General features: G+C 65.9%; 30 protein-coding genes and 1 tRNA gene. 4 read left to right on the top strand and 27 right to left on the bottom strand.

Going from position 1 to position 26,988, the window contains the following annotated elements; genetic code table 11:
• The 5 genes from pal to OEX18_02020 form a co-directional block, all read right to left on the bottom strand.
• Nucleotides 1–501, bottom strand: a complete 501-nt coding sequence (gene pal, locus OEX18_02000) for a peptidoglycan-associated lipoprotein Pal (protein ID MDH4336033.1) — start codon at nt 499–501, stop codon at nt 1–3.
• A gap of 85 nt (nt 502–586) precedes the next feature.
• The gene (locus tag OEX18_02005) at nt 587–1,819 is read right to left on the bottom strand and encodes a hypothetical protein (GenBank protein ID MDH4336034.1); all 1,233 of its coding nucleotides are present in this window, start codon (nt 1,817–1,819) and stop codon (nt 587–589) included.
• Nucleotides 1,820–1,868: 49 nt separating this feature from the next.
• Nucleotides 1,869–2,543 carry a TonB family protein gene (locus OEX18_02010; protein ID MDH4336035.1) on the bottom strand — a complete coding sequence of 225 codons (675 nt, stop codon included), beginning with the start codon at nt 2,541–2,543 and terminating at the stop codon, nt 1,869–1,871.
• A gap of 15 nt (nt 2,544–2,558) precedes the next feature.
• On the bottom strand, nt 2,559–2,960 hold the full coding sequence (locus OEX18_02015) for a biopolymer transporter ExbD (protein MDH4336036.1): 402 nt from the start codon (nt 2,958–2,960) through the stop codon (nt 2,559–2,561).
• Between the two features lie 16 nt (nt 2,961–2,976).
• Nucleotides 2,977–3,735: a MotA/TolQ/ExbB proton channel family protein gene (locus tag OEX18_02020; protein MDH4336037.1), complete on the bottom strand. Its 759-nt coding sequence runs from the start codon at nt 3,733–3,735 to the stop codon at nt 2,977–2,979.
• A 276-nt stretch (nt 3,736–4,011) separates the two neighbouring features.
• Here OEX18_02020 and OEX18_02025 point away from each other — a divergent pair, with 276 nt between their 5' ends.
• Nucleotides 4,012–5,598: a DUF4384 domain-containing protein gene (locus OEX18_02025; protein ID MDH4336038.1), complete on the top strand. Its 1,587-nt coding sequence runs from the start codon at nt 4,012–4,014 to the stop codon at nt 5,596–5,598.
• A gap of 88 nt (nt 5,599–5,686) precedes the next feature.
• Here OEX18_02025 and OEX18_02030 read toward each other — a convergent pair whose 3' ends face one another.
• The 5 genes from OEX18_02030 to OEX18_02050 form a co-directional block, all read right to left on the bottom strand.
• Entirely contained in the window at nt 5,687–6,406 is a 720-nt protein-coding gene (locus OEX18_02030; GenBank protein MDH4336039.1) for a hypothetical protein, read from the bottom strand.
• Between the two features lie 128 nt (nt 6,407–6,534).
• Complete coding sequence (locus tag OEX18_02035; GenBank protein MDH4336040.1) at nt 6,535–7,383, bottom strand: MBL fold metallo-hydrolase; 849 nt, start codon at nt 7,381–7,383, stop codon at nt 6,535–6,537.
• 43 nt (nt 7,384–7,426) lie between these two features.
• Nucleotides 7,427–7,747 (bottom strand): YbjQ family protein, encoded by a 321-nt coding sequence (locus tag OEX18_02040; GenBank protein MDH4336041.1) that lies wholly within the window; start codon nt 7,745–7,747, stop codon nt 7,427–7,429.
• Nucleotides 7,744–8,178 (bottom strand): zf-HC2 domain-containing protein, encoded by a 435-nt coding sequence (locus tag OEX18_02045; GenBank protein ID MDH4336042.1) that lies wholly within the window; start codon nt 8,176–8,178, stop codon nt 7,744–7,746. Before OEX18_02045 ends, OEX18_02040 begins: the two co-directional genes overlap by 4 nt.
• Nucleotides 8,175–8,816, bottom strand: a complete 642-nt coding sequence (locus tag OEX18_02050; protein ID MDH4336043.1) for a sigma-70 family RNA polymerase sigma factor — start codon at nt 8,814–8,816, stop codon at nt 8,175–8,177. Before OEX18_02050 ends, OEX18_02045 begins: the two co-directional genes overlap by 4 nt.
• A 184-nt stretch (nt 8,817–9,000) precedes the next feature.
• Between OEX18_02050 and OEX18_02055 the strand changes: the two genes are divergently transcribed.
• Complete coding sequence (locus OEX18_02055) at nt 9,001–10,602, top strand: M2 family metallopeptidase (GenBank protein MDH4336044.1); 1,602 nt, start codon at nt 9,001–9,003, stop codon at nt 10,600–10,602.
• Nucleotides 10,603–10,611: 9 nt separating this feature from the next.
• Here OEX18_02055 and fbp read toward each other — a convergent pair whose 3' ends face one another.
• The 6 genes from fbp to OEX18_02085 all read right to left on the bottom strand — a co-directional run bounded on the left by fbp (nt 10,612) and on the right by OEX18_02085 (nt 16,237).
• A complete protein-coding gene (fbp, locus tag OEX18_02060; protein ID MDH4336045.1) occupies nt 10,612–11,643 on the bottom strand; it encodes a class 1 fructose-bisphosphatase in 1,032 nt (343 codons plus the stop codon).
• Between the two features lie 19 nt (nt 11,644–11,662).
• Nucleotides 11,663–12,259, bottom strand: a complete 597-nt coding sequence (locus OEX18_02065; protein MDH4336046.1) for an outer membrane beta-barrel protein — start codon at nt 12,257–12,259, stop codon at nt 11,663–11,665.
• 6 nt (nt 12,260–12,265) lie between these two features.
• Nucleotides 12,266–12,952, bottom strand: coding sequence for an outer membrane beta-barrel protein (locus tag OEX18_02070; protein MDH4336047.1), 687 nt, complete (start codon nt 12,950–12,952; stop codon nt 12,266–12,268).
• A gap of 206 nt (nt 12,953–13,158) precedes the next feature.
• Complete coding sequence (locus tag OEX18_02075; protein ID MDH4336048.1) at nt 13,159–14,541, bottom strand: RtcB family protein; 1,383 nt, start codon at nt 14,539–14,541, stop codon at nt 13,159–13,161.
• 55 nt (nt 14,542–14,596) lie between these two features.
• Nucleotides 14,597–15,412 (bottom strand): SAM-dependent chlorinase/fluorinase, encoded by an 816-nt coding sequence (locus OEX18_02080; protein MDH4336049.1) that lies wholly within the window; start codon nt 15,410–15,412, stop codon nt 14,597–14,599.
• A gap of 3 nt (nt 15,413–15,415) precedes the next feature.
• On the bottom strand, nt 15,416–16,237 hold the full coding sequence (locus tag OEX18_02085) for a patatin-like phospholipase family protein (GenBank protein MDH4336050.1): 822 nt from the start codon (nt 16,235–16,237) through the stop codon (nt 15,416–15,418).
• A 142-nt stretch (nt 16,238–16,379) separates the two neighbouring features.
• Here OEX18_02085 and OEX18_02090 point away from each other — a divergent pair, with 142 nt between their 5' ends.
• Nucleotides 16,380–16,739 (top strand): hypothetical protein, encoded by a 360-nt coding sequence (locus OEX18_02090; GenBank protein ID MDH4336051.1) that lies wholly within the window; start codon nt 16,380–16,382, stop codon nt 16,737–16,739.
• Nucleotide 16,740: 1 nt separating this feature from the next.
• Here the strand turns inward: OEX18_02090 and OEX18_02095 are convergent, their stop codons facing one another.
• From OEX18_02095 to trxA, 7 genes are all read right to left on the bottom strand, one after another.
• Nucleotides 16,741–17,085: a divalent-cation tolerance protein CutA gene (locus OEX18_02095; GenBank protein MDH4336052.1), complete on the bottom strand. Its 345-nt coding sequence runs from the start codon at nt 17,083–17,085 to the stop codon at nt 16,741–16,743.
• A 32-nt stretch (nt 17,086–17,117) separates the two neighbouring features.
• On the bottom strand, nt 17,118–17,861 hold the full coding sequence (locus OEX18_02100; GenBank protein MDH4336053.1) for a ZIP family metal transporter: 744 nt from the start codon (nt 17,859–17,861) through the stop codon (nt 17,118–17,120).
• Nucleotides 17,858–18,889: a hypothetical protein gene (locus OEX18_02105; GenBank protein MDH4336054.1), complete on the bottom strand. Its 1,032-nt coding sequence runs from the start codon at nt 18,887–18,889 to the stop codon at nt 17,858–17,860. The genes OEX18_02100 and OEX18_02105 overlap by 4 nt, the downstream gene beginning before the upstream one ends.
• Before the next feature lie 110 nt (nt 18,890–18,999).
• Nucleotides 19,000–19,908, bottom strand: coding sequence for an ABC transporter permease (locus OEX18_02110; GenBank protein MDH4336055.1), 909 nt, complete (start codon nt 19,906–19,908; stop codon nt 19,000–19,002).
• Between the two features lie 25 nt (nt 19,909–19,933).
• Entirely contained in the window at nt 19,934–20,893 is a 960-nt protein-coding gene (locus OEX18_02115; GenBank protein MDH4336056.1) for an ABC transporter permease, read from the bottom strand.
• 164 nt (nt 20,894–21,057) lie between these two features.
• A complete protein-coding gene (locus OEX18_02120) occupies nt 21,058–22,749 on the bottom strand; it encodes a peptide ABC transporter substrate-binding protein (protein ID MDH4336057.1) in 1,692 nt (563 codons plus the stop codon).
• Between the two features lie 111 nt (nt 22,750–22,860).
• Entirely contained in the window at nt 22,861–23,190 is a 330-nt protein-coding gene (gene trxA / locus OEX18_02125) for a thioredoxin (protein ID MDH4336058.1), read from the bottom strand.
• Between the two features lie 263 nt (nt 23,191–23,453).
• Between trxA and OEX18_02130 the strand changes: the two genes are divergently transcribed.
• Nucleotides 23,454–24,254 carry a rhomboid family intramembrane serine protease gene (locus tag OEX18_02130; GenBank protein MDH4336059.1) on the top strand — a complete coding sequence of 267 codons (801 nt, stop codon included), beginning with the start codon at nt 23,454–23,456 and terminating at the stop codon, nt 24,252–24,254.
• On the opposite strand, the gene OEX18_02135 is transcribed toward OEX18_02130, so the two are convergent.
• The 4 genes from OEX18_02135 to secG all read right to left on the bottom strand — a co-directional run bounded on the left by OEX18_02135 (nt 24,251) and on the right by secG (nt 26,864).
• Nucleotides 24,251–24,721: a DUF4446 family protein gene (locus OEX18_02135; protein ID MDH4336060.1), complete on the bottom strand. Its 471-nt coding sequence runs from the start codon at nt 24,719–24,721 to the stop codon at nt 24,251–24,253. The genes OEX18_02130 and OEX18_02135 overlap by 4 nt on opposite strands.
• Before the next feature lie 118 nt (nt 24,722–24,839).
• Complete coding sequence (locus OEX18_02140) at nt 24,840–26,270, bottom strand: DUF4139 domain-containing protein (protein MDH4336061.1); 1,431 nt, start codon at nt 26,268–26,270, stop codon at nt 24,840–24,842.
• 117 nt (nt 26,271–26,387) lie between these two features.
• Nucleotides 26,388–26,474: transfer RNA gene (locus tag OEX18_02145), tRNA-Leu, on the bottom strand.
• 18 nt (nt 26,475–26,492) lie between these two features.
• Nucleotides 26,493–26,864, bottom strand: a complete 372-nt coding sequence (gene secG, locus OEX18_02150; GenBank protein ID MDH4336062.1) for a preprotein translocase subunit SecG — start codon at nt 26,862–26,864, stop codon at nt 26,493–26,495.
• Nucleotides 26,865–26,988: the final 124 nt, after the last annotated feature.

Here is a 26,988-nt window from a genome sequence, read left to right on the forward strand (position 1 = left end):
TTACTTTACGACGAAGTGCGCACGACGATTCTTGGCCCACGCCGTTTCGTCGTGACCAGGATCGAACGGGCGCTCCTTGCCGTAGCTCACGGTGGTGATGCGCGACGCGTTGACGCCCATTGCCACCAGGTAGTCGCGTGCGGCGTTGGCGCGCTTCTCGCCCAGAGCCAGGTTGTAGGCCTTGGTGCCGCGCTCGTCGCAGTGGCCCTCGATGGTGATCATCTTGTCCGTCACACGCTTCATCTCGCGCGCGTTGGCTTCGAGCGTGCCCTTGGCTTCCGCGCTCAGGCTGTAGGAGTCGAACGCGAAGAACGCGTCGCTCAACGCCATCGGAGAAACTTCCTTCACCGGCTCCTGTACCACCGGCTTCTCGACCGGCTCCTCGACGACCGGCGCGGGCGCAGCATCGACCGGCTCATCCATCGCCTTCTTGCCGCCGCAACCCGCGACGAACACCATGCTCGACACCGCGAGCAACCACATCAAACGCTTGGCAATCATTCCCATGACCTCCTCGGATCAGTCCTCGTGCGTGACCATACAAAACGGGGCATCCAAAATCGCAACGTTCTTATTTTTCCCGTATTTAGGGGCTCGACCAGTCGGGGTCGCAACCCTGGGCCAATATTCTCTTACCCCCCGTGACGATGTCAACAACGGAAACGGTCTCCTCGCGGCCCCGCTCGGTGCAGACGAGGTGACGGCCGTCTGGAGCCCAGCGCGGATCCTCGTAGCTGCGGGCATCCTTGGTAATCAGACGCCCGTCGCGACCGTCCGGGGTAATGGTGGCGATCTGAAACTCGGCCCCCATGCGGGTGGAAAATGCGATGAGGTCGCCGCGCGGCGACCAGTCCGGCGAGGCGTTGTAGCCACCGGTGAAGGTCAGCCGGCGCACGTTGCCGCCGCTGCGTTCCATCAGGTAGAGCTGCGGAGAGCCGGAGCGGTCCGACAAAAATACGATTTCGCGGCCGTTGGGAGCCCAGCTCGGACTGGTGTCGATGGCGCGATTGTGGGTGAGACGATCCTGGATGTGGCCGTTCTTCTGCAGCAGATAGATCTCGGCGTTGCCGTCCTTGGAGAGCGACGCGAGCAGCAGGCCGGGATTCTGCACCCAGTCCACCGCTGTATTGCTGCCGCTGTAGTTGGCCAGATTGTGCGACTGCCCCTCGGCCAGGTAGCGCACGAAAAGGTCCGGCTTGCCGTTGCGGAAGCTGGTGTAGGCGATGGCCTGGTTTGCGTCCATCCAGCGCGGCGCCAGCAACGGCATCGCCTGGCGCACCAGCACGCGCGGGTTGTAGCCGTCATAGTCGGACACCACCAGTTCCCACTTGTCACCCACCTTGCGCGTGTACACGATCTGCGTCGACGCCACCCCGTTCTCGCCCGTCACCAGGCGCACGACTTCGTCGGCAAAGTGGTGCGCCACGCGGCGCACGTCCTTGTCGCCCACCTTGTACTTCTTGCCCCCCATGAAGTCGCCGGAACCGAGATCGTTCACGATGCCCTCGAAGGAAACGTCGGCACCCTCGTGAAACACCTTTCCGCGCACCACCACCGCGTTGGCAACACCCGCCACACCGGCCGTGGCCGGCTCCTCGCGCATGATCCTGAACAGGCCGGTGAACTCCAGATCGGCAAGGACGATCTGCTCGAGCCGCTGCGCACGGGAGGCGACATCGCCCTGCCCGGCGAACGTCGGGAGCCACAACGGGATCACGAAGACGCCTTCCTTGACGATAGGATCGGGCCACACATCGGTTTGCGCGTGCGCCCCCGCGGGCAACATGACGGCCAGCAGCGCAATGAGACAACGCTTCATCGTTTTCTTCCTCTTCCAGGATTTGCGGGCACGAGACCCAACCGCGGCGTCACTCAGACTCCCGGTACAGGAAACTGAAGTGAACGCCGAGATAGGCGTCCTTGAATTCGCGCGGGAGGGGCGGCAGCGGGGCGGACTGCAGCACCGCGCGTTGACATGACTGATCGAAGAGCGACAAACCCGACGACTCCTCCACCGCGACGTTGCTCACAGAACCATCGCGGTGCACGCGGAAGTACACCCGGCACGCGCGCTCTTCCGGCGAACCGCCCGGCGGCCGCCAGGTGGCGGCGATCTTCTGCCGCATGCGTCCGATGTAGTGCGCGAAGGGGAAATCGTGCTCGAACGAGATCGACCCGGTGGGGGGCGCCGCCATCTGCTGGCCGCTGGTGTCCGCCTCGGCGGGCGGGATGGTCTTCTGTATCTGGGTGGTCGGCACCTGCTTCTTCGTTTCCTTTTTGACCGGCGGTTTCTTCTTCGGCTCGTCCGGCGGCGGCGGCATTTCCTCGTCCTTCTCCTCGGGCACCGGCTCCGGCGCCGGCGGATCCGGCTGCACCACCGGGCGCACCACCCTTGGCGCCGGCTCGGCCACCGCGGGGGTCACCAGGGTGACATCGTAGACCTGGCGCGGCACATAGCTCACCTGCCGGAACGACACCCACTGGAACACCAGCAGCGAAATGAACGCGTGGAAGCCGATGGATATGAGAATCGCCCTGCGCATTGCAGACCGCCGCGATCAGCGCTTCCCGTCCTTCTTCTCGGTGATCATGCCCACGTCACTGATACCCGCGGCCTTGACCTCGCCGATGACGGACATGACCGCGCCGTATGGCACATCCTGATCCGCGCGCACGAAGATGCGCTCCTCCCCCGCCGCCTTCAACGTTGCCAGCGTGGACCCGAGTTGTTCCTCCGGAACCAGCTGCTTGTTCACGTAGACCTTGCGCTCCTTGGTCACGGAGATGACCACCGCATCGGTTTCCTTGATCACGGTCGACTTTGCCTTGGGCAGCTTCACCTGGATGCCGGCCTGGATGAAGGGTGCCGTGAGCATGAAGATGATGAGCAGCACCATCATGACGTCGACCATGGAGGTGACGTTGATCTCCGCGACGGTGGAAAAACGGGTTTTTCGCATCGCAACGACGCTCCGTTCAGGCGCCGGCGCCGGTGCGTGCGGGCCGGGGCGAGTTCATGGAACGTTGCGCGCCGCCCTGCATTACGATCACGCCGTCCAGCACGCGCGAGATGTAGAGATCGAGTTGCGTCTCCTTACGCTGCACCGCGCGCACGAAGACGTTGTAGGCCACCAGCGCGGGAATGGCGGCGGCGAGGCCGGCGATGGTGGTGATGAGCGCTTCCGCAATGCCGGGGCCGATGACCTCGATGCTCGCCGCCCCTTCGACACCCATGCTCAGGAAGCTGTGCATGATTCCCCACACCGTTCCCAGCAGGCCCAGGAACGGCGCCATGCTCGCCGTCGTGGACAGCAGGATCAGGTGCCGCTCCATCTCGCCGATTTCATTCATGGCGCGTGCCTCCAGCAGCCCCTTGAGCCGCGACCGCTCCGAATCCGCCAGCGCGGGATCGTCCGTGACCAGCACACCGTCAACGGCGCGTCCGGCGACGAAGCGCCGCGTTTCCAGCAGCAGCGCCGCCTCCACCGAGGGCAGGAAGTGCTCCGCCTCCGCCACGCAGGGGCCGATACCCCGGGTGACCATGGCCTTGCGGAGTGCATCGCCCTTGGCGCGCAGGCGCGCGTAGAGCCGCGCGCGATCCCAGACCACGGCCCATGTCATCACTGACAGCACGAAGGTGATGCAGAGGATGAAGAGGCCAAAACGGCCGGAATCGGCGAGGATCTGGGGCAATGAACGGCCGATCGCCGCGGGCACAGCCGCGAAGAATTCCATATGCGTCCTTCCTGTCTACGTTTGCGCCCAAATGCGCTGCAGTGCTCGTCGTGGGGCGGGAATTCCGCCTACGTCTAGCACAACCCCCGGGGCTTGCCTAGAAAAAGTCCGACCGCCGGTGGTCCAGAACCTGCATACGCCCCTGCGGGTGGGGGGTTCCGCCGCCTTGCCACGGGGGCGGAGATGGGCTATATTAAAGAATAGCCTGATTGTTCCCGTCGATCTCGGTCGGCCCCTGATCGCGCCCCTCGCGTCCCGCACCGGGAGGAAGCCGCCATGAAGAAGAACCTGACTCCCCTGATGATTTCTCTCCTGCTCGCCGCTCCGGCTCCGGCAGCCGCGGTTTCCGCCGCGCGCCAGGGTGGAGACGGTGGGGTGATCCTGCGCGCCAGCGTCCCGCTGGGCGGCATCGTCAACACAGGCGACCGCGTCGCGTTCGAATTCCAGACCCGCAAGGACGCCGCGGTGCTCGTGTTCAGCATCGACTCGCGCGGCTTCGTCCACCTGCTGTATCCCGCGGGTCCGCCCGAGGTGGCCCGCGCCAATACGGAGTATTCCATCCCCGAATACGGCAGCGAGCTGGTGGTCGACACGCCCACCGGGGTGGAGTTCGCATTCGCCCTCGCGGTCACGGACCCCGGCGCCATCGACGCCGCGGAACTCGCCCACCTGCGGGGCACCGATGTGCCGGGCGCGGAGCCGTACCGTATAACGGGCGATCCGTTCATTGCCGCCAACATGGTGGCGGCCGAGCTGGTGCGCGGGGTTTCGCACCAGGAGGTTTACTTCGGATACACCAACTTCTACGTGAACCAACGCGTGGAGTACCCGTGCTACCTGTGTGGTGCGTGTGACGGCGTGGCCGATGTCGATGCGTGCGGTGAGTATCGCGTGGTGCAGAACTTCCAGCGCAGCGAGTCGCTCGTCTATCCGCTGCCGCGCGGCTACGATATGGTGGAGCAGGTGGCGGACGGTTCGACCATCATCGACAACCCCGACGACGGTGACGTCGTCGTCAATTTCTATCCCTACGGTTCGGAGGTACGCTACGTCGACCCGAGCGTCTACCTGTATCCAGGCGGCTGGGGTCTGTGGGATCCCTTCTACTGGTACTGGCCGGGCTACTACCCGTACTGCGGGAGCGGCTGGTCGGTGGGCATCGGCTGGGGCTGGGGCTGGGGCTGGGGTTGGGGTTGGGGAGGCTGGGGCGGCTACTACAGCTGCGGCTGGTACGCGCCGCCGTGCAACTACCCGAGCTATCCGTACTACCCGTCGGGCGGCTACACATACCCCGAGAAGTTCAAGACCCGCTACAAGAGCGGCGACGTCCAGTCCGGATCGCTGACCGCGCAGCGCACGCGTGCCGCACAGCGCGACGGCAGCCTGCGCATCGCGCAGAAGGACGTCCAGCGCTCGGTGACCCGGGCCAACCGCACGTCGCTCGCGCGCAGCACGAGATCCGCCACGCGGGCGACGGTCATGGCCGGACGCTATGGAACGCCGCGGGTGAAGACCACCGTTTCCGGAACCAACCGCGGCAAGACCGCCGTGCGCGGTGCACCGGCGCGGACGGGTTCGCGGCCGACGGCCGGCGTGCGCGGTGCACCCGCGACGCGGAGCGGTTCGAAACCTGCGGTGCGCGGAAGCACGCCGCAGCGGACGCGTGGATCATCCGGGACAGTCCGGCCGGCGCCGAGCTCGCGTGGTTCCAGCAGCGGTGTGAAGGGTGCGCCGCGGGGCGCGTCGAGCCGGGGTTCGAGCGGAGTGAAATCGCGGGGTTCGTCATCGCGGGGCGGCAGCGGGTCGCGAAGCGCGCCGGCCGCGCGCGGCGGCAGCGCCAAGGGCGGCTCGCGTTCGCGCTGAACGGCATCCCCACCGCAGGATCGGAAACGAAGAAGGCCTCCCCGGACGGGGAGGCCTTCTTGTTTTCCTGCGCTGCGACGCTGCGGTCCTACAGCGTCTTGTAACTCTTCACTTCCAGGTACTTGATACCGTTGAGCTTCTTGACGCTGGATGCAATCTCAACGCCGTTGCCATCGTTCGCGGCGCGCAGCTGCGACGCCTCGGGGTTGCTGATCAACGGATAGACCTTGCCGTCCGCGGTCTTGAACAGCGGCGAGCATGTCTCGGTGGCGTCCAGCGAGCAATGACCGCACACGTAGGTACCGGTCAGAACCAGGCGCTTGTTCTCGCGGTACGGAAGCTCGTCCACGGCACCATTGAAGGTGGTCGCCGTCTTCGACTCCTCGCACACGGCCTTGCAGGCTCCCGCCGACGCGGTCTTGGCCTGGCCGGTCTTGCAGCACGCATCCCCACCCGCGGCAGCCGCACTGGCCTTGTCGCACGAGCCACCCGCGGCAGCGGCGGCATTCTTGTCGCAGCCGGCGGCGACCAGCGTCATGTCCGCGGTGTGAACGGCCGACGCGCTGCGCGCGCAGTCGTTGACCGCGGCGGTGGTGACGGTGGCGCCGCGCGTACAGGACTTCGTACCCGCCTCCACCGACGCGGCGGTCGCCGTGGCGCCCTTCGCGCAGCAGGACGATACCGACGCGGTCTTGATGGATTCGTCACACGTCTTCGAAGAAATGCGGGTGGCGTCCCCCGCGCCGGCGACCGCGGCCGCGAGGCCGAAAGCGGCTACCGTGCCGAGCAAAAGCAGGTTGCGGTTCATAGGTCCGATCCTCCTGGGCTGCGTTGAGTGTCCGAGCGAAATCTTATCAATCATTCAACAGAATGGCCGCCGAGTCAAGCCGGCAGACCGCCAATTGTACCGCGGCGGCGGGGATGCGTTCCGGGCAATCACGCGCCGGCGATGTCGACCTCGGCGCCCTTCGTGAACCGCTTGCCATCCTTGACGATACGGCACGCCGCCAGGTGCGCGTCGTGTTCGAAGAAAAGGATCCAGTTTTCCGCTGCGGCCCGTTCCAGCACGGCGGACTTCTCCTGCATGGCGGCGACCGGCAGCAGGTCGTAGCTCATGACGTACGGCGTCGGAATATGATGGTGGGTCGGAATCAGGTCGCCGCAGAAGAAAATTGCCGTCCCGTTTCCGTGGATGAGCGGCAGCTGCTGCCCCGGCGTGTGGCCGTCGAAGACGAGCAGCTCGAAGCCCGGCGCCAGTTGCCAGGGGCCGTCGTGCACGACCAGCACGCCCTCGCGTTCCAGTACGCGCATGCGGTCCTCATAGTAGCTGGCGCGGTCGCGCGGGGTGGGGGCAAAGGCGTGCTCCCACTGGGAACGCTGCAGGTGGTGGCGCGCGTCCGGAAACACCAGGCGCCAGCCATCGCCATCGGGATCGACGATCCCGGCGCCGTGGTCGAAGTGCAGATGGGTGAGAAGGACGTCGGTGATCGCGTCGGGGTCGACCCCGCTCGCACGCACCACGTCACGCAGGGGCTTCATGTCCGAGAACGCGTAGATCTCCCGGTTCTTGGGGCTGTGCCCGCCACCCGCGCCGACATCGACCAGCACGGTGTGTCCGCGCCCCTGCACCAGCAACAGCCGCATCACCATGGGCACCCGGTTGAACTCGTCGGGGGGCAGCGCCTTCGCCCACATGATCCGCGGCACCACCCCGAACATGGCACCCCCGTCGAGACCAAAACTCCCCGCGAGGCAACTCCGGACCGTCCACTCTCCCAGTTGCATGCCCGCACTATACCACACGCGTTGCGGGCGGCCAACCGGCGCGCTACTCGGGCTCGATCACGACCGCGGTGCCATAGACGAGCAGCTCGGATGCACCCTCGGAGATGTCGGTCGACGAGAAGCGCAGTCCGACGATGGCGTTGGCGCCCATGCGCGCCGCCTCCTCGCGCATGCGATCCAGGCACTGCTCGCGCGCCTCGGCGAGCAGCTTGGTGTACTCGCGAACCTCACCGCCGGTGATGTTCTTCATCCAGGCGGTCAGGTCGCGCCCGATGTTGCGCGCGCGCACGGTACTTCCCTGCACAAGACCGAGCACACGCGTGACGCGGGCGCCGGCAACCGTGTCGGTGGTGGCGAGGATCAACGTTCGACCTCCCGGTATGGATCGTTGCGGCGTTCGTGGTAGCGCTCGCGCACCACGGAAATGAATATGATGGCGAGTCCCACCAGAATGATGGTGACGCTGATGCCCTCGTAGGTCAGCAGGGCGGGTGAGGTGAGGGCACGGTAGATCCCGTACACCGTCACCGCCAGCAGCCCCCCGATCAGCAGCACGAATCCAATGCTCCGTTCGCTGCGCCGGTAGATACTCTCCCAGTAACCCTTCCAGAACTCGTCGTCGGGCGCGCGCAGCTTCAACTCCTCGCTGAACCGCACCACGCGGCCGAGGGACTTCATTTCGCGGTGGCACACGTCGCACCCGCGCAGGTGCGCCTCGTACGCCGCCGCCTCATCGGCTGACATCTCGCCGTCGAGCAGGCGCATGCCGTCGGTCTGATATCGGTTGCAGCTCATGTCAGTTCACCCCCTGCCGCCTCGTCGGCGCCGGTCTGTTCCAGCTCCTCGATGAGCGCGCGTAGCGCCTGGCGGGCATAGAACAGCCGGGACATCACGGTCCCGATGGGCACGTCCAGCACCTCGGCGATCTCCTTGTAGGAGAGGTCCTTGAAGTTCTTGAGCACGATGATCTCCCGGTGATCCTCGGAGAGACGGGCGATGGCGGCGCGCACGATCCGCCTGCGCTCCTCGCTCTCCAGGTTGTCGAGCGGGGTGGGACGCGGGCACGCGATCTCGCGGTGAAAGTCATCCGCGTCGATGGAGAGGTTGCGCCGGCCCCGCTGCACGAAGTTGAGACAGTGGTTGCGCAGGATGCGATACAGCCACGGGTAGAAGGGGCGCCCGGCCTCGAAGCGGCCGCGCGCGTGGTAGGCCTTGATGAACGCCTCCTGCGACAGGTCGCGGGCGTCCTCCGCGTTGCCCACGAAACCGTACGCCACCAGGAAGGCGTCGGTCATGTAACGGCGTACCAGCGTCTCGTAGGAGCGCTTGTCACCACGCTTCCAGCCGGCAATGATTTCGTTTTCGTTGTCTTCGGTCACGATGGGTTCCGCCAGGACCGGGCCCGCGACCGCCAGCTGCAATCGGGTTGCCATAATAGCCTCCCTACCCGCGGCCGGGGCGCCTATTCACACGAACGGAGCACCCATTGTATCGTCTCCGCCAACCCGTTGCAAAAAAAAGAATTGCCAATTGAGCTTTGCCAGCCGACGCGGGCCTGGGGTAGGGTGATGGCGCCGCGACGCCGGCGTCTCACCCGCAACCGAGGACCCACGATTCATGACCGATTTCCGCTCGTTTCTCGCCGTCCACCTCGAGCAGATCGAGGCCCTCTCCCGGGAGGTCAACCTGGCGTACTGGAACGCCACCACCTCCGGCAGCCCGGACGCGTTCGCGCGCTACTCCGAGCTCGAGGTTCGTCTGCAGACGGTGTACACCAGCCAGGACGACTTTGCGCGCGTCCGCCACTGGCGTGAAACCGGCGACGGGATGGATGCGTTGGAGCGCCGCCAGCTCGACCTTCTCCACCACGCCTACCTGCGCAACCAGATCGACCCGGCGAAGATCGAGGCCATGACGCGCCTCTCCAGCAAGATCGTGCAGGCGTTCGGGACCTTTCGCGCGAGCGCGGATGGCCGCGAGCTGACCGGCAACGAGGTGCGTAACGTGCTGAAGCAGAGCGATGACGCCGCCTACCGCAAACGCGTGTGGGAGGCGGACAAGGCGGTGGGGAGCGAAGTCAGGGACGACCTTCTCGAACTGGTGCGGCTTCGCAACGAGGTGGCGCGATCGGTGGGCTTCTCCGACTACTACGTCATGTCGCTCGAGCTGGCGGAGCAGCACGCGCCGGATCTCGAGCAGCTGTTCCGCCGCCTGGACGAGCTGACCCGGGAACCGTTCGCGCGCGAGAAAGCGGAGGTTGACGCGTTCCTGTCGGCGCGTTTCGGAGTTCCCGCCAGGGACCTGCGGCCCTGGCACTACGACGATCCCTACTTCCAGGAGGCGCCGCGCATCTTCGAGGTCGATTTCGACCGCTTCTACCGGGACGCCGACGTGGTGGACCTCTCGCGCCGTTTCTTCGACGGGATCGGCCTGGACGTGAACCAGATCATCGCCAACAGCGATCTGTACGAACGTCCCGGCAAGGAGCAGCACGCCTACTGTATCGACATCGACCGGCGCGGTGACGTGCGAGTGCTCGCCAATGTCCACAACGACGAGAACTGGGCCGGCACCATGCTGCACGAACTGGGTCACGCGGTATACGACAGTTACATCGACCCGTCGCTGCCCTTCCTGCTGCGTGAGCACGCACACGTGTTCGCCACCGAGGCCATTGCGATGCTCTTCGGCCGTCTCTCCAAGGATGCGGGCTGGATCGACCGCATGGTGGGTGTGCCGGCGGGCGAACGCGAGGAACTGGCACGCGCGTCGCAGATGAGTTCGCGTCTCGCACAGATCGTGTTTGCGCGCTGGTGCCAGGTGATGGTGGCGTTCGAGCGCGCGCTGTACGCGGATCCGGAGCGCGATCTCAACCGGCTGTGGTGGGACCTGGTGGAAGAGTTCCAGCTGGTGGCGCGCCCCGATGGCCGCGACGAGCCGGACTGGGCGGCCAAGATTCACGTGGTGTCGGCGCCGGTGTACTACCACAACTACATGCTCGGCGAGCTGTTCGCCTCGCAGCTGGACTACGCGATCCGCAACGGGATCTTCGGCGGTGAAGACGCGGGGGGCTCGATTGTGGGTGACGAGCGCGTAGGAGCGTTCCTGCGCGAACGCGTGTTCTTCGCCGGCAAGCGCTACCCGTGGGATGAACTGGTGAGACGCGCGAGCGGAGAGGCGCTGGACCCACGCCACTTCGTTGCGCAGTTCGTGCGCTGACCCGATCCGTCAGCCGTCGTACTTCGCGATCAATTCCTCGGCCTTCTCGACCAGTTCGCGATTACCAACGAAGACCGGCGTGCGCTGGTGCAGGGACGTGGGCTTCACGTCGAGCACCGGACCGCGGCCCGTCGACCCGTATCCGCCCGCCTGTTCGATGAGGTAGGACATCGGCACCGCCTCGTACAGGAGACGCAGCTTCCCCTGCGGCTTCCTGGGATCCTTGGTATCCGCCGGGTAGTAGAACACACCGCCGCCCAGCAGAGTGCGGTGCACGTCGGCCACCATGGAACCGATGTAGCGCAGCCCCAGCGCGCGCGCATTCCCCTCCTCCCCCTGCAGCCAGCGCGTGTAGTGGCGCACCCCCTCGGTCCAGTACTTCTCGTTGCCCTGGTTCACGCTGTAGTAGCGCGGCTTCTCGGGAATGCGGATGTTGGGGTGCGAGAGCAGAAACTCGCCGATGGTGGGATCCAGGGTGAAACCGTTGACGCCGTGCCCGGTCGTATAGATGAGCATGGTGCTCGACCCGTACACCAGATACCCGCCCGCGACGATCTCGCTCCCGCTCTGCAGGACGTCCTCCGCGGTGCCGGGACCGGACGGGGTCCGGCGGCGGAAGATGGCGAAGATGGTTCCCACGGCCACGTTGAAGTCGATGTTGGTGGAGCCGTCGAGCGGATCGAACACCAGCACATAGTCGCCCTTGGGGTACGGCTCCGGGATGGGGATGATCTCCTTCTCCTCTTCGGACGCCATGCAGCACAGGCGGCCGGTGTGGTCCGTCAGCTGATAGATGGTGCGCTGCGCATAGACGTCGAGCTTCTGCACCTCTTCACCCTGCACGTTCTCGTGTCCGGCGGAACCCAGGATGTCGGCCAGCCCCGCTCGCTGCGTTCGGCTCGCGATGAGCTTGCCGGCGAGGGCGAGGTCGTACAGGAGATTGGTAAGCGAACCCGAGGAATCGGGGAATCGCTCCTGCTCCATGAGGATGTGCCGTTCGATGGTGATGACGCCGGATGCGGGCGGGTTCGGCTGCGACAATGGGGGCCTCCGAAGGGTGCTACCAGTACCAGTTGAGTTGGAGATTGATGCCGTAAACGTAGGCGCGGTCGAAGGTATCGTCGCTCACCGCGAGATACAGCACGTCGAAATCGGCGCCCAGCGCGAAGCGCGTGGTGAGCCGGACCTCGTAGCCCACTGCGAGCAGAACCGCGAGGCCGGGATCCGGAGAGTAGCTCGCCGCCTCCGAAAACGAGGTGGCGTCGGCGTCGACCGACGCGTCCGCGACGCCGAGCCCCAGACGGAGCATGAAGCCCTGGTTGCCAGGAAAGTACGTTACCGCGGCCACCATGCCGGACAGCGTGACACGCCAGGGAATGCTGCCGTCGAGCGTCTTGTATTCGTAGTCCTTGGCCCAGCGCATGTACTCCGCGCCGAGCAGGAGGTTCTGGCGCAACGCCCAGCCCAGGCGCAGGTTCAGCGTCCCCGACGACTCCGTCTGCTGTTGCCCGGCGAGCTCCACCTTGCCCCAGTCCGCCCCGTAACCGGCACCCGCGTAGATGCCGTTGCGCACGTGCGGTTCCGCGCGGCCCGGCATCGGCATTGCCGCCAGCGCCAGCACGAGCAGCAGACCATGAACGCTCTTGCGTGCCGTCATGAGAAACTAGAAGCGAACCATGACACCGACGATCAGCGACTGGATGATCTGGTTGCCCTTCGGCTCATCGCGGGATCCGTTGACCGGCTGCAGCAGGTCGCCCGGCGCGAAGTCGCCGTTGAGATTGGCGGTGTAGGTGTACTTGGCATAGGCGGTCCAGTAGTCGCTCATGGCGTACTGGATGCCGACGGTGCCGGAAACGGACATACCGCTCACGCTCTCCATGCTTTTGTCGACGACGCCCTCGATGATCACGTCGTCGGCCGAGGTGCTGAAGTAGCCCACCTGCGCCTCGAGGTAGGGATTGGTGCGTGCGCGCGGCACCGCGATGAAGCGCGCGGAGCCGTAGTAGATGCTGGTGGAGATCGCGCCCCCCTCGACCTCCTGGATTCCCTGGTAGCCCAGCAGGCCCTTGGCCTGCAGGTGGTTGAGCCCGAAACTCATGGTGTTGAACCCGGCGTTCACTTCTAGCCACGGAAAGATGGACGCGCCCGCCCCGAGGCCGAACGAGAAGGCGGAATCCCACAGTTCGTCCCAGATGGAAGGAGAGGTCGGCAGGGCGCCGCCACCCTCGACAAAGATCTGAAACCGGTGCGGAAGCCTCAGGTACTGGGGCTCGGTGGTCTGCGCCTGTACGACGCCGGCCGGCACGGCGGCCAGCAACAGGAGCGTGACAAGAAAAGCTCGTTTCATTCTGTGAATCTCCTCTGTCGTCGTCGGCGCGACGGCACCCGCCCGGCGGGCGTTCGCGCCATGCTGACAGCAATTGCGATACGATTCGGGAAGGCCGGGTGAAGCGGCCCCGGTGACCTGGCCTGGGCGTAAATGGCGCCGTTTCAGGGGCGTCATCATAGCGCAAGCGTCGGGCGCGTTGAAGCCCCAAAATCCGCCGGCGCGGCTCAGCCCTTGATGACGCCCAGGGGACGGATGCGCACCGTCTTGCGGATGATCCCCGCCGCGTCCAGCGTGTTCACCACCTCGGAGACGTCCTTGTAGGCCTCCGGCATCTCTTCGGCGAGGGTCCTGCGGTCCCGCGCCATCACCACCACGCCTTGCCGCTTGAGTTCGTCCACGATGGAGCGGCCGGCACCCCGCCGCACGGCCGAGCGGCGGGACATGCGCCGGCCTGCCCCGTGGCAACTGGAATAAAACGGGTGCTCGCCCGGCGGTGCCGCACCCACGCAGACGTACGACGCGGTGCCCATGTCCCCGGGCACCAGCACCGGCTGGCCGACCGGGCGGTAGGCGGCGGGGACACGGTCGTCGCCGGGCGGGAGCGCACGCGTGGCTCCCTTGCGGTGGACGCACACCGCGCGCGGCCCGGCACCCACCGTGTGGGTTTCGATCTTCGCGATGTTGTGCGAGATGTCGTAGACGAGGCGGAAGCCCAGCCGATCGGGTGTGGTTTCAAAGACGCCGGCCACGGCGCGCTCCGCGAGGACCATGAGCACCTGGCGATTGGCCCACGCGAAGTTCGCCGCCGCGCGCATCGCGGCCAGATAACGGCGCCCCAGCTCCGAGTCGAGCGGTGCCGCGGCCAGCTGGCGATCGGGAAGCTCGAAGGAGAAGCGGGTGCGGTTCATTTCCTGCAGGAAGTCGGTGCACACCTGGTGGCCGAGGCCGCGTGATCCGCAGTGAATGAGGATGGTGACACCCCCCGCCTCGAGACCGAGCGCGGCGGCCGCCGCATCGTCGAAGACCTCTTCCACCCAGCCAAGTTCGACGAAGTGGTTGCCCGATCCCACGGAGCCGACCTGCCGACGGCCGCGTTCAATGGCCTGCGCGGACACCTGCGACGGATCCGCGCCCTCCATGGCGCCCGCCTCCTCGCAGTACTCGAGATCGCGCGCGCAGCCGAAACCCCGTTCCACCGCGTAGCCGGCGCCATCCTGCAGAACGCTCGCCGTCTCCGCCGTGCTCAGCGCGCCCATGCCGGAGACGTGCGGCGCTGGCCCGCACGGGAGCGCGTGGAAGAGTGCACGCACGATTGCGTCCATGCGCGGCAGCACTTCTTCGCGGGTCAGCTGCGAGCCCACCAGCCGCACCCCGCAGTTGATGTCGTAACCAACCCCGCCGGGCGATATCACGCCCTCTTCGTCCAGCAGCGTGGCGGCCACACCGCCGATGGGAAAACCGTAGCCCAGGTGCATATCCGGCATCGCCCAGGAGTAGCCGACAACGCCTGGCAGGTGCGCCACGTTGGCCACCTGCTCCACGGCCGCATCCTCACGGATGTCGGCCATGAGCCGTTCGCTGGCGAGAATGCGCCCCGGCACCCGCATGCCCCCGGTTTGCGGGATCTCCCACAGGTAGGGGCCCCGGCGCCGGATGCGGGCGTTACTCACCCCCCACCTCGAAGCGAATCTGTGCCGGTTCCGTGCCGGGAAAACGGTCGCTCGCCCTGCCCTCGCGCACCGCGGCCTCCACACGGCCCCAGCTGTTCACGATCGTAAGCAGCTCTCCGGGCGCACCATCCGCGTAGGTGCGTCGCAGCGGCCCCGCGTCAACACCCCCCACCGACACGAGGCATGCGCCGGCGCCCAGCGTGCGCTCCACCACGGCGCCCGGGATGTCGGTGAGTATGTTCCCGAACCGGTCGATCATGCGTCCCGTCCCCGTCACCCGCCCGGGCCCGGTTGACACGCTGGGCACGTCGCGCAGGACGACCACGTCGCCGGCGGGCCCGCCGAAGTCACCCGGCGCCGCCCCGCGCGCAATCCCGGCCGCAACCGGGACGAAGAGATCGCGCCCGTGGAAGGTGGCACCGCGCGCGTGAGGCCCCGCCACCCGCTGCGCCGCATCGCCGGAGATTTCGTGAATGCGGGTGGCGGGCAGGGCGGCGAGCACGTCGCTCAACAGGCCGTTGTCGGGCAGCACCGCAACCCGCTGGTCGAGTTCCGCGACCAGCGCGCGCCGCGCGCTGCCCACACCGGGATCCACCACCGCCACGACCACCGCGTCGCGCGGCAGATAGTCGAGCGCCAGTGCGAGAACGAAACTCGCCTGGCGGATGTCGTGGGCGTGCATCTGGTGGGAGAGATCGATCAGGGGGGAGGCTGGAGAGGCGGACGCGGCCACGGCGCGCAGGATCCCGGCGTAGAAACCGTCCTCACCGAAGTCGGTGATGAACACGATCGGACGCGCCCGCGCCACGGCCTACTCTCCCAGCAGCTTGCGCGCAATGCGCGGTCCCAGACCTCCGGCGCGCTGCCAGACGTCCTTGAGGTCGGCGATGAGCCGCTTGGTGGCGTCGTATCCGATCTCGATCATTTCCGCCGAGTGATCGAAATCGAACGAGCTGTACGCATCCACGTTGGGATGAACGACGAAGTCGGCCTTCTGCTCCGATATCGGGAAGTTCTTGCGCGCCATCAGTCCGGTCACCTGCACCACCAGCTGCAGGATGTTGCGCGGGCGCCGGTAGGTGGGGTCGACCGGGGCGAGGTGCGAGGCGATGACGAACTCGGCCCCCAGTTCCTGGGCGGTTTCCACGGGGAGGTATTCGGACAGCCCGCCGTCCACGTAGTACTCCCCTTCGATCTCAACCGGCAGGTAGATCTGCGGGATGCTGCAACTCGCCCGTACCGCGCGCGCCACCGAACCGTGCCGGAAGATCTTGCGATCGCCGGTGACGAGATTGGTGGCGACCACACCGCTGGGAATGGCCAGATCCTCGAAGTAGAGGTGGCCGATGGTTTCGGTGACGAATTCCTCGATGCGCTCGCTGGATATGAAGCCCATGCGGGTCAGCCGGATGCTCACCAGTTTGCGCCAGCTCATGTTGGTGGCAACCGTCTCCATGGTGGAGATGGGCATCCCGGAGGCGAACATCGTCCCGACGATGCTCCCGCCGCTGGTTCCGGCCACGAACGACACCGGGATATCCGCCTCCACCAGCGCCTTGATCACCCCCACGTGGGTGACCGACTTGGCCGTCCCCCCGCTCAGGGCGAGCCCCACGGATGGCAGCTTCACCATCCCGGCCCCCCGGCGGCCGCCCCGGCCCGTCCAAAAAACCTGCAACCGGCCGGAGGTTGGGGGCGTCCAAGTACCAGAACCCGGAGATCGCCGGGAACCCTGAGGGGGCCCCGGGCGTATTCACCAGACAAGGAGGTGCGCAATGAAGACGCAGAAACGGGTCGTGGCACTGGGGATGGCCCTTGCGGTTGTGATTGCATTCCATTCATTTGCATATGCTTGCGACCACGCCGTGAAGACCGAGACGACGAAGATCGAAACCTACGTCCCGAGCCTGACGGTGGACGTTGCGATGCCCCTCGAGGCCGTACGGGTCGGACACGTGTCCTTCGTGTGCACCCAGGCCATCGCCTGTGACGCGGCGAAGCCGACGACCGCGCAGACGGTGAAGCGCACCGCCCGGGTTGCCCTGACGCTTGGCCGCGCCCTCGTCACCACCGTCGGAGCCGTGGTGGATTCGCTGGTCGGGGCCGCCGTCGAAGCGACCGCCGGCCTGGTATAGGTCACCGGGGATCTCGCCCTTCCCGTCCGACGCTGTCGGAGAGAAAGCGTCGATAGGGATCGGTCACCTTGATCACGGGAAGCCCCACCACCTCCGGCACCGCGTACGGGTGAACCTCGGTGACCCGCCTGGCCAGTTCCGGAAAGAGATCCCGCGCCGTCTTCGCGATCATCATCGCCTCTGCTTCTTCCACCACACCATCGTCCCACCGATACACGCTGCGACACTCGGGCAGCACGTTCACGCACGCCGCCAGCCGCTCTTCGATCAGAACGCGCGCAATGCGCCGCGCGTCCGCAACGGTCGGAGCGGTGATCAGCACAACGAGGAAGTCGGCATGGCTCATGTGACGATTGATCGGCAATCACGACGACCGAACTAGTGAATCCCCATCCGGCCCATCAGGCCGTGGACCCCGAAGTATAACAGCACCCCCACGAGGGCCGTCACGGAATAACCTCGCTCCGGGTGCTGATTGAACTCCGGCATGAGATCGGTGGCCGCAACGTAAAGCGCTATTCCACAAGAAATTGCAAGCCCGATCCCCTTGAAACCGCTCCCCACGGCCGACATGGTGGCCGCGCCCGCCAGGGTGGCCACCGCCAGCAGCCCCGCCGCATTGCGCGCGGCCAGTCGCCCCCGTCCCGAGGCGACCATCAGCGACGAGATGGTTACCCCCTCGGGGAGCTTGTGCAGCACCACGGCAAGTGCGACCAGAACACCGAGCGACGGCGTGACCATGAATCCGGAGGCGATGGCGACGCCGTCGAAGAACGAATGCAGCCCAAGACCGACGAGCGCGGTGATGCCCACGCTGGGCGCGACCACGTGCTCCTTGTGCGTCTCCTCGCCGAAGTGAAAGTGGGAGGTGAAGGTGTGTTCGAACAGATGCGCGAGCGCGTAGCCCACGAAGATCCACATCGGCGCATTCGAAACCAGCTCGATGCTGGCGGGCATGAGACTCACCAGCGCGGCGGCCAGGATGTAGCCCGCACCGAACGCGATCATATGGCTGAGGCGTTGCCGGGACAGCGTTCCGGGCAGGGTTGCGATAACGCCGCCCAGCACCGTCGCCAGCGCGGCAATCAGGGCGAAACAGGCGGTCCACAGCGTTGCGCTCACAGGCGTACCCCCGCCAGGAATTCCTCCGCCGCCGGAACCACGTGCAGCGTGCGCGATACGGCCCCGCGGCATACCTCCACCGGCACCGTCTCGCGTGCGGGCGCACTCCCGTAGCGCGCGACGATCGCCGCCGCCGTCACCACGTCGTGATCGGCCGGTGCGCCGTGCGTAATCCCGGTCGGGCCGGTGGCCTCCGCCAGGCGCGCACGCCACGTGTCGCCCGCGTGCCTCTCGAGATAGCGGTTCTCCACTTCGTTGCGCCCCACGATCACCTTGACCCGGGGTGACAGGCGAAAGTGCCTTCCCACACCGAGCAGATGGATATCGTCCATGGTGATGTTTTCCGCCCCGCGATTGCGCACCAGGTCGCGCAGACGTGCGGAGTAGCCCGCGTCCGCGAGGAAACAACAGCCTCCCCCGGGGGAGAGGAACCCTTCGAGCCCGTACTTGCGCGCCAGTGCGATCTGCGCGCGCCGGCCGCGACCGCTAAAGCCGTACAATCGCGCGCGGTCCACCCTGCCGTCCGCTTCGACCTCGGTGGGCGGCAGCAGGTGCGCCGACAACGGCCGCAGCAGCCGGCCCGCCAGCCTGGACTCGCGCTCGATCAAATCGATGGCCGCGCGCCGCTGTGAGAGCGGCCGTTGCCCAAGTACTTCGCCGGTGAACACGAAGTCCGCCCCCACCGATTCCATGTACGTCTTCGCGCGCCGCAGCATGAACAGCCGACAGTCGATGCACGGGTTCATGTGGGCGCCGTAGCCGTGCCGCGGCGCGAGCACCATGGGCAGGTAGTCCCGGGCCACGTCGACCAGTTCCACCCGGATGTCGTTCGCGGATGCCACGCGCAGGCCGGGGTTGGCGGTGGGGCGGTCGCGCCGGCCAACGCGGCTGCGATGCCCGGTGACACAGAAGCCGGTGACGAAATGCAGGCAGGTGACCTTGGCGCCGGCGTCGTGCACGGCCTTGGCGGCCAGCGCCGAATCCAGTCCTCCCGAGAGCAGTCCGATCCCGTGCGCCCGTCTGGTCATGGTAGCCATCGAATCGTGTAATTATATAAATAAAAGCAAGATACAACGACCGACGGGGTCAGAATACCCCACCCGGCGTGGCGGTGCAATGTGAAATCGGGTGCGCCCGGCTAGCGGGTGGCCGAGCGGATCTGGCTCAGGGCGTCACCGAGGAAGTCCGCCAGAATGTTGCAGCAGACCACGGTGAGAAAGATCATGAGCCCGGGAAACACGGCGATCCACGGGCAGTCGGACAGGTAGCTCTGGGCGTTCTGGAGCATGGCACCCCAGCTGGGCGTGGGCGGCTGCACACCGAAGCCCAGAAACGAGATCCCGCTCTCGATGATGATGGCCTGCGCCAGTCCCAGCGTGACCGCCACCAGCACCGGCGCCGTGGTGTGCGGGAGCAGGTGCCGGAGCAGGATGCGGCGGTCGGGCAGCCCCAGGCTGCGCGCCGCGTCGACGAACTCGTGTTCGCGCGTGGTGATCACCACCGCGCGCACCAGACGCGCCACCTCCATCCATTGCGTGAAGCCGATCATCAGACAGACCACCACGATGGAGGACCTGGGCGAGGCGATGCTCGCCACGAAGAGGATGACGAAGAACACGGGCACGGCGAGCATCAGATCCACCAGCCGCATCAGCACGTTGTCCACCCAGCCGGCGTAGTAGCCGGACACGCCCCCCACCGCTACCCCGATCACCAACGCCACCAGCATGGCCAGCAGTCCCACCGCGAGGGTGATCCGCCCCCCGTGCATCACGCGCACGAAGATGTCGCGCCCCAGGTCGTCCGTGCCGAAGGGATGGTCAAGCGACGGCGTGAGGTACTGGGCCGTCAGGTCGATCTTGTCCTTGTCGTAGGGGCTCATCAGCGGCGCGAACACTGCGCCGAGGATGATGAGACTCATCACGATGAACGCGGCATACGCGAGCGGACTCCTCTTGAGCGCCAGCGAGAAGCTGTTGCGATCGCCGCGCGCGCCACTCGACGGAACCGGGCGGAACGGGTCGCGCAGCGGGTGTACCGTCTGCACCGAGACCGTCCGCGGCCGGCGCTCCTTAGCGGGCGAATCTAATGCGGGGGTCAAGAACGCCATAGATGGTATCCGCGATCAGGTTGAGCAGTGCAATCAGCGCCGACGCGATGAAGATGATCCCCATCAGGCGCGTGTAGTCCTGCCGCAGCAGGCCGTCGTAGAACAGCCGCCCCATGCCCGGCCATGCGAAGATGGTCTCGGTGATAATCGACCCGGTGAACAGCGCGGGCAGGTTGAGCGCGATCACGGTGAGTACCGGAATCGCCGCGTTGCGCACGGCGTGCCGGAAGACCACGCTGCTCGCGGACGCTCCCTTGGCCCGCGCCACGTTGATGTAGTTGCGCGACAACACATCGGAGAGGCTCGCGCGCATGTAGCGGCTCCAGCTGGCGATGAACAGCAGTGACAACACCAGTGCCGGCATGATGAGGTGCCGGAGGTGGTCGACCACCGAGAACGGTACACCCAGCGAGATCATCCCCGTCGACGGCAGCAGGCGCCACTTCACCGTGAACAGCATCATCGACATCAGGCCCAGCCAGAATACCGGGATCGAGATGCCGAGCAGGGTGACCAACATGATCACTGAATCGAACTTGGTGTAGCGCTTGAGCGCGGCCACCACGCCGCCGGAGAGTCCGAACAGGAAGGCCAGCACGAAGGCGGCCCCCATCAGCTCCACCGTGGCGGGCAAACGCTGCCAGATCATGCGCAGCACCGGTTCGCCGGTAACGTGCGAGTGGCCGAAGTCGCCGTGGAGCACCACGCGCTTGAGCCACATGCCGTATTGCACCAGCACCGGCCGGTCGAAGCCGAAGTTGGCCCGGATGCGCGCCACGTCGTCGGGCCCGACCATGGGGTTTTCCACCATCATGCCGGCCGGCCCCCCGGGCACGGCCTGCATCAGTGCAAAACAGATGAGGGACACGAGCAGGACGAGCGGGATCACCGCCAGCGAACGCCGAATGAAGAAACGGAACATTCCCATAACGTAATTATTTGCAATGGTTTAAAGCTCTGCCCCATCCCCCTGCCGCAGTCCCCCACTCCGGGACAGCGATTTCTGTACCAATCGGGGCCCCGGGGCGGGAAAAGCGGAAACCGGAGGGACTCGCCGGGCACACCCGGGTCGAAGCGGGAACGCGGTCAGCGCGCCGATACCTGGGACGCGGGATCGGCCAGGTACCAATCGGCGGCGTTCCAGGTGTCCGCGGACTGGGTGGCGTTGGGGCGGAAGTTGCGCAGGCGCTCGGTAACCGGGTCGATGGCGGTGTACCAGAACAGCGGAATCACCGGCACCTCATCGACGAGGATCTCCTGCACGCGGCGATACAGCTCTTCGCGGCGCGCCCCGTCGGTTTCGGTCCCCGCCCGGTCGAGCATCGCGGTGAGCTCCTCGTGCACGAAGCGGGGGTGATTCTGGCCGTTGGGCGGGATGCTCCCCGCGGCGTAGAGCGCCTCGCGACGCGACGGGCCGGGTGACGAGAGCCAGGCGTACATCGCGATGTCGAAGGTGCCGCGCTTGAGCACGCCGCCGTCTTCGTAGGTTCCGTAGAGAACGGTGGGCCCGTAGTTCTCGATGGCGAGGTCGATTCCCACCGCGCGATACTGGTCGCGCAGCACCAGTTCGGTGCGCTCGCGGTTGGGCTGGCCGGAACTGGCCGATATGGTCAGGCGCAACTCCTTGCCGTCGCGCTCGAGGATGCCGTTTCCGTCGTCGTCCCGCCATCCCGCTTCGCGCAGCAGCCGCCGTGCCTGCGCCGGGTCGTACCCGGCACGCTGTGCGGCCTCGTGTGAGTAGTAGCGCGATTGCTCGAACTCATCCAGCGCGGCCACCCGCACCAGCCCGTTGTAGATGCGCTCCGCGATCTCCGCCTTGTTGGTGGCGTACATCAACGCGCGCCGCACGCGCACATCGCGCAGCACCTCGTGCTCGGTATTGAGATCCAGGTGCTCGTACATGAGCATGGGTGTGCGGTAGACACGTATGCCGTCGATGGCGTCGAGCTGGGAGATGTAGCTGATGTTGGCGTTGTCAAACATGTCGATCTCACCGGTCTTGAGCTGCACCAGCAGCGCGTTCTCGGTGGGTACGAACTTGAAGATGATGGCGTCCAGGTGCGGTCCCTCGCCGTAGTAGTCCCGGTTGGCCACCAGCACCAGATGCGACCCCGGCGCCCAGCTCTCGAAACGGAACGGCCCCGAGCCCACCGGGGCGCGGTGGTAGGCGGCGGACTGGAAGCGTGCACCCCGGCTGGTGCGCAACAGGTGCTCCGGAAGCACCGACTCGTCGTAGAAGGTCTCGCTTGCGAAGTCGGGGTACGGGCGCTTGAGCCGAAACACCACCGTGTGGTCGTCGGGCGTTGCCAGCGACGCGACCACGTCCCAGCCCTCGCGCGACTCCACGTTGACATCCGGATCCATGATGATTTCGAGGGTGAACCTGACGTCGCGGCTGGTGACCGGCATCCCGTCGTGCCAGCGGGCGTCCTTGCGCAGGTGGTAGGTGTACTCCAGGTGGTCCGCGGAAACACCGCCGTTCTCCACGGTGGGAATCTCCTCGATCAGGTCCGGCACCAGCTCGTAGCGGTCGTTGTACTTGACGAACTTCGAGAAGATGAGGTTGCAGACCATGTTGTTGGTCGCCATGGAGTTGAGTATCTCGCTGAGGATCTCCGGCTCCTGCTGGACCCCGATGACCACGCGGCCGCCGGCCTTCGGGCCGGAGGTGGTGTCCGCGGCGGCGCCCGGGGAGGCATTGCGGGACGCACCCGGGTCGGGGGCGGAACACGCAAGCGCGAGGCCGCAGAAGAGCGCAACGATCCCTGGACGGTGCATACCTGGCGGTTTGCTGCAAGAAGCACGCCGCAGGGGCTGGCGCCGGCACCCGGCATAAAGAAAAAAGGCCGGCCCGAAGGCCGGCCTCACAAACGCTCGTATGTGGCCCGGTCAGTTCCGGATGGCCGCGTCGATCTTGCCAGTCAGCGCCTGCTTGGGCTGGGCTCCGATGATCCGGGCGACTTCCTCGCCGTTCTTGAAGATCATGAGGGTGGGAATGCTCATGATCCCGTAGCGCGACGCCACACCCTGGTTGTCATCGGTGTTGACCTTGCCGACCTTGAGCCTGCCGTCGTACTCGCTGGAGATCTCGGCGACGATGGGCGCAACCATGCGGCACGGGGCGCACCACGGCGCCCAGAAGTCGACCAGCACGGGCTTGTCAGACTTCAGCACCTCGGCTTCAAAGTTGGCATCGGTGAATTCGAATTCCTTGGACATCCGCTCCTCCTGAAGATCAGTCTCTTGGATGATAGGTTCGATAATTGGTCCGGCGAGGTGTTCTCCCGCTCCAAAACGATTCTGGTCCGGCCAGTATCCCCGGTATCCCGGATCGTGTAAAGGGCTTTTGAACCCGCGTACGGCCCGTGAGACGGCCCCGGGGGCTCGACCTTACACCTGCTTCTGAGACGCCCGGCGCCGCAGCGCTTGCCGCGGTGGCGCACCTGCGTGTATCTTGTGATGGCGGCTGCGAGCCCGATCACATGAGTCCCTACTCCTACCGACCATCGCCACCCTTTTCCGGACCCGGGTTCCTGGGCACCGCGGTAGGCCGCATCATCGTTGCCAACCTGGCGGTGTTCTTCCTCCAGAACCTGATTCCCCCGCTGACCGCGTACCTCGCCCTCACCCCCAAGCTGGTGGTACAACGGGGCTTCGTCTGGCAGATCGTCACCTACATGTTCCTGCACGGCGGGTTCTGGCACCTGTTCTTCAACATGCTGGTGCTGTGGTTCTTCGGCAACATGGTGGAGTCGGTGTGGGGCGCGCGGCGCTTCCTGCGCTACTACATCTGGTGCGGAATCGGCGGCGGGCTGCTGCACATGGCGCTCGAGTACAATGCGAGCGTGGTGGGTGCGAGCGGCGCCATCTTCGGTGTGTATCTGGCCACGGCCATGCTCTTTCCCGACGCCCAGGTCATGCTCTACTTCCTGATCCCGGTCAAGGTGAAGTACTTCGTGATGGGTCTGGCGGTTCTGCAGCTGGCGCAGGGAATCTCGGGGCCGTCGGGGGTCGCCTACTTCGCGCACATGGGCGGCATGCTGGCCGGCCTGTTGTTCTTCCGGCACGACATTGCGCGGCGGCTCAAGTTCGCCAGCGGACCGCAGCGCAAGTGGAAGGAATACGTGGCAGAGGAACGGCGCCGCGACGAGGCGCGCCCGGAGGACAACATCGACTCAATACTGGACAAGATTTCGGCGAAGGGCTACGACAACCTCACGCCCACCGAAAAGCGCATTCTGGAAAACTACAGCCGCCAGCGGCCGGACGACTCCAGCAACTAGTTGCCGTTTTTGCTGGCGGCGCCGAGCGCCTCTTTCTCCTCATCGCCCAGGGGACGGGCGGGTTCACCGGAGCGGATTTCGACCGCGTAGCCACGCGCAAAGTTGGTTCCCACCAGATTCGAAATCAGGATGCCGTTCTTGTTTTCGTCGAGCAGGCACAGCGAGTAGCTCTGCTGTCCCGCGACCCCGTCGAACGCGTTGTAGCGCACGATGCCCAGGCGCTTGAAGTGGCTGCGCGCCTCGATGTTGGCCGCTTCCATGGCCGCCTTGAGTACGGCGACGTCCTGCTGGTTGGACTCCACCGCGCGCAGCAGGGTCGGCAGCGTGTCCACGCTGGACGCGTCGCCCTGCGAAACCCACGAGAAACGGCGCGACATCTTTTGCACCCCGGCGAAGGCAATGCCCCCGATAACGAGAGCGGCCAGCGCGATTGCGCCGGTGGTGTATACCAGAACGTTCGTATCCATGCCCTGCGAGACCCCCTGCGGCAAGTTGATGGGCGAATCAGCGGCGAAGCCTAATACGGGGCTCGCGGACCTGTAAACATGAATGTGGGGTCGGCAGTGGCGGCCTGGAACCGCGCCGCTAGCTTCGCACCTCCACGGTGAAGGTCACCCGGGCGGAGCCCTTTGCGGCCACCGGCACGGCGAAGCGCACCCGGGTGGCGGTCTCTTTCTCGTACTCGTGCGATGCCTGGGTGATGGACCAGTCCCCGTTCAGGTTCTCCACCAAGGCCACGGTGATGGCCTCGTCCTTGTGGTTGCGCACGTCGATCTGGTACGAGGACCGGTACAGGTGGCCGCTGGACAGGACCTCGAAGCTGGTCTGCTTGCGCTCGGCAACCACGTCGAAGGCATCACCCATCTTGACACGGACGGTCTCGTTCTCGGGGGTGTGGTCGATGCGGTCCTCGCCGGTGAACTGCAGCGCGTCCTTCGAGTCCTTCTTGTACACGCGCACCACGCCCTTGGGCAGCGGCATGCCCATGCCATTCTTTTTCGTGTTGTCCAGCGCAAGATACACCCCCACCTTGGGCTTCTCGAGGATTTCGTTGCGCGCGTACCAGTACCCACCCTGCGGCTCGACCACGAACGACTTCTTCACCCCCACGTTCTCTGCCGACAACAGCGTGATCTGCTTGGTCTGATTGTCCTTGATGGTGGCCTTGCGCTCGAGGGTGTACAGGTGGTACTCGAAGAAACTCTCCTCGGCAAACTGGGCCATGCTGAGTTCCTCGGCCCGGCCACCGCGAACGTGCATGTCGGTGCCGGTCTTGAATTCCGGCCGCACGCGGTTCACGTCACCCGCCACCAGCTTGAGGCCGGCGTTCTCGTAGGTGGCACCGCTGTGGTTCTCGATAGTGACCCAGCCGGTCAGGTCGATGTTCTTGTCGTCGGACGACAGCACCAGCACGTAGTCTGCCTTCCAGCCGATACCACCGGTGAGATAACTCGCCTCCACGGTCTGTCGGGGGCGCTTGCTGTCCAGCAGCCACACCAGCGATGGTCTGGAAATGAGTCCCTCGGGCAGCGACGGCAGGATGATGCGGCCCGACGGGTTGATGGCGATACGCCCGTCCTCCATTTCGTAGACCCACCCCTCCTGGTTGCCGATGAGTTTTGCGCGCACCGTCTCGGTGGATCCATCCTCGCGCTCTTTGAACAACTCCACCGTCTGCCCCAGGTATTTCTCCATCAGGCGCGACGGCGATATCAGGTCGTACTCAAAGTTCTGCTCCAGCACGGAGAGCGCGGACGGCGCGTCGAGCGAAACGATGTGCACCGAGGTGGGGTCGATCTGCGCAGCGACGCCCTCGAACCACAGGTTCTGCGCACCGGTGGCGAGTGTCACCGCGCGCACGTCCTTCACCAGGCCCAGGTTGTCGTTGTAGATGGTGATACTGATGGACTTCTGGTCGGCAGTGGTGCTGCGGCTGTCGGCGGCAGTAGCACCGCCGCCGGTCGCAAGCGTCGCGACGAGGGTGGCAACGGCGGCGTAGTATGCGGACGTGTTCATTGGGCTTGCCTCCTGTGGAAACCCGGGGCGGAACGGAAAACGGGACGCCTGTCTCCAAGCGTCCCGTCAGTATATACCCGCTGCGGCGAAAACGATCCACCGCGCGATTTCGTGGTGTGGTGCCCAGGGCGGGACTCGAACCCGCACACACTTGCGTGTACTACCCCCTCAAGATAGCGTGTCTGCCAATTCCACCACCTGGGCGAGTCTTTCGGCGACGGTCTAGGGGGCGGGAGGCGCGTCAGCGGCCGTGGTGTCCGCCGCGCCGCCCAGAATCTCGTCGATGCTCTGGCCGCTGGGAATCACGTTCTGCTGCTGTTCCACCGCCTGCCGCACCACGCTGCGGGTGCCCCCCTGGCCGCGTCGCGCCGACATGAACGCGAGCAAGAGCGAGAGCACCATGAATCCAACGGCCAGGTACGTCGTGGCCTTGCTCAGGAAGGTGGCCGTCTCCTGGCCACCGAACATGGTCTGACCGCCCGCGCCACCGAAGGCACCGGCCAGTCCGCCTCCCTTGCTCGACTGAAGCAGCACCACGAGAATGAGCACGAGGCAGACCACCACGTGTACGGCGATGAGAATGTTATACAGCATTGAGTCTTTTTCCTTATGAACCCGGCGGGGCCCGGCCCGCACAAACAAAAATTGCGGTGGCAACCACCGCGAAAGGGCAGCGTATCAGAGCCCCGTCACCAAGTCAACCCGCGCGGGCCCGCCC

Source organism: Candidatus Krumholzibacteriia bacterium (genome assembly GCA_029865265.1).
Taxonomy (GTDB): Bacteria; Krumholzibacteriota; Krumholzibacteriia; order WVZY01; family JAKEHA01; genus JAKEHA01.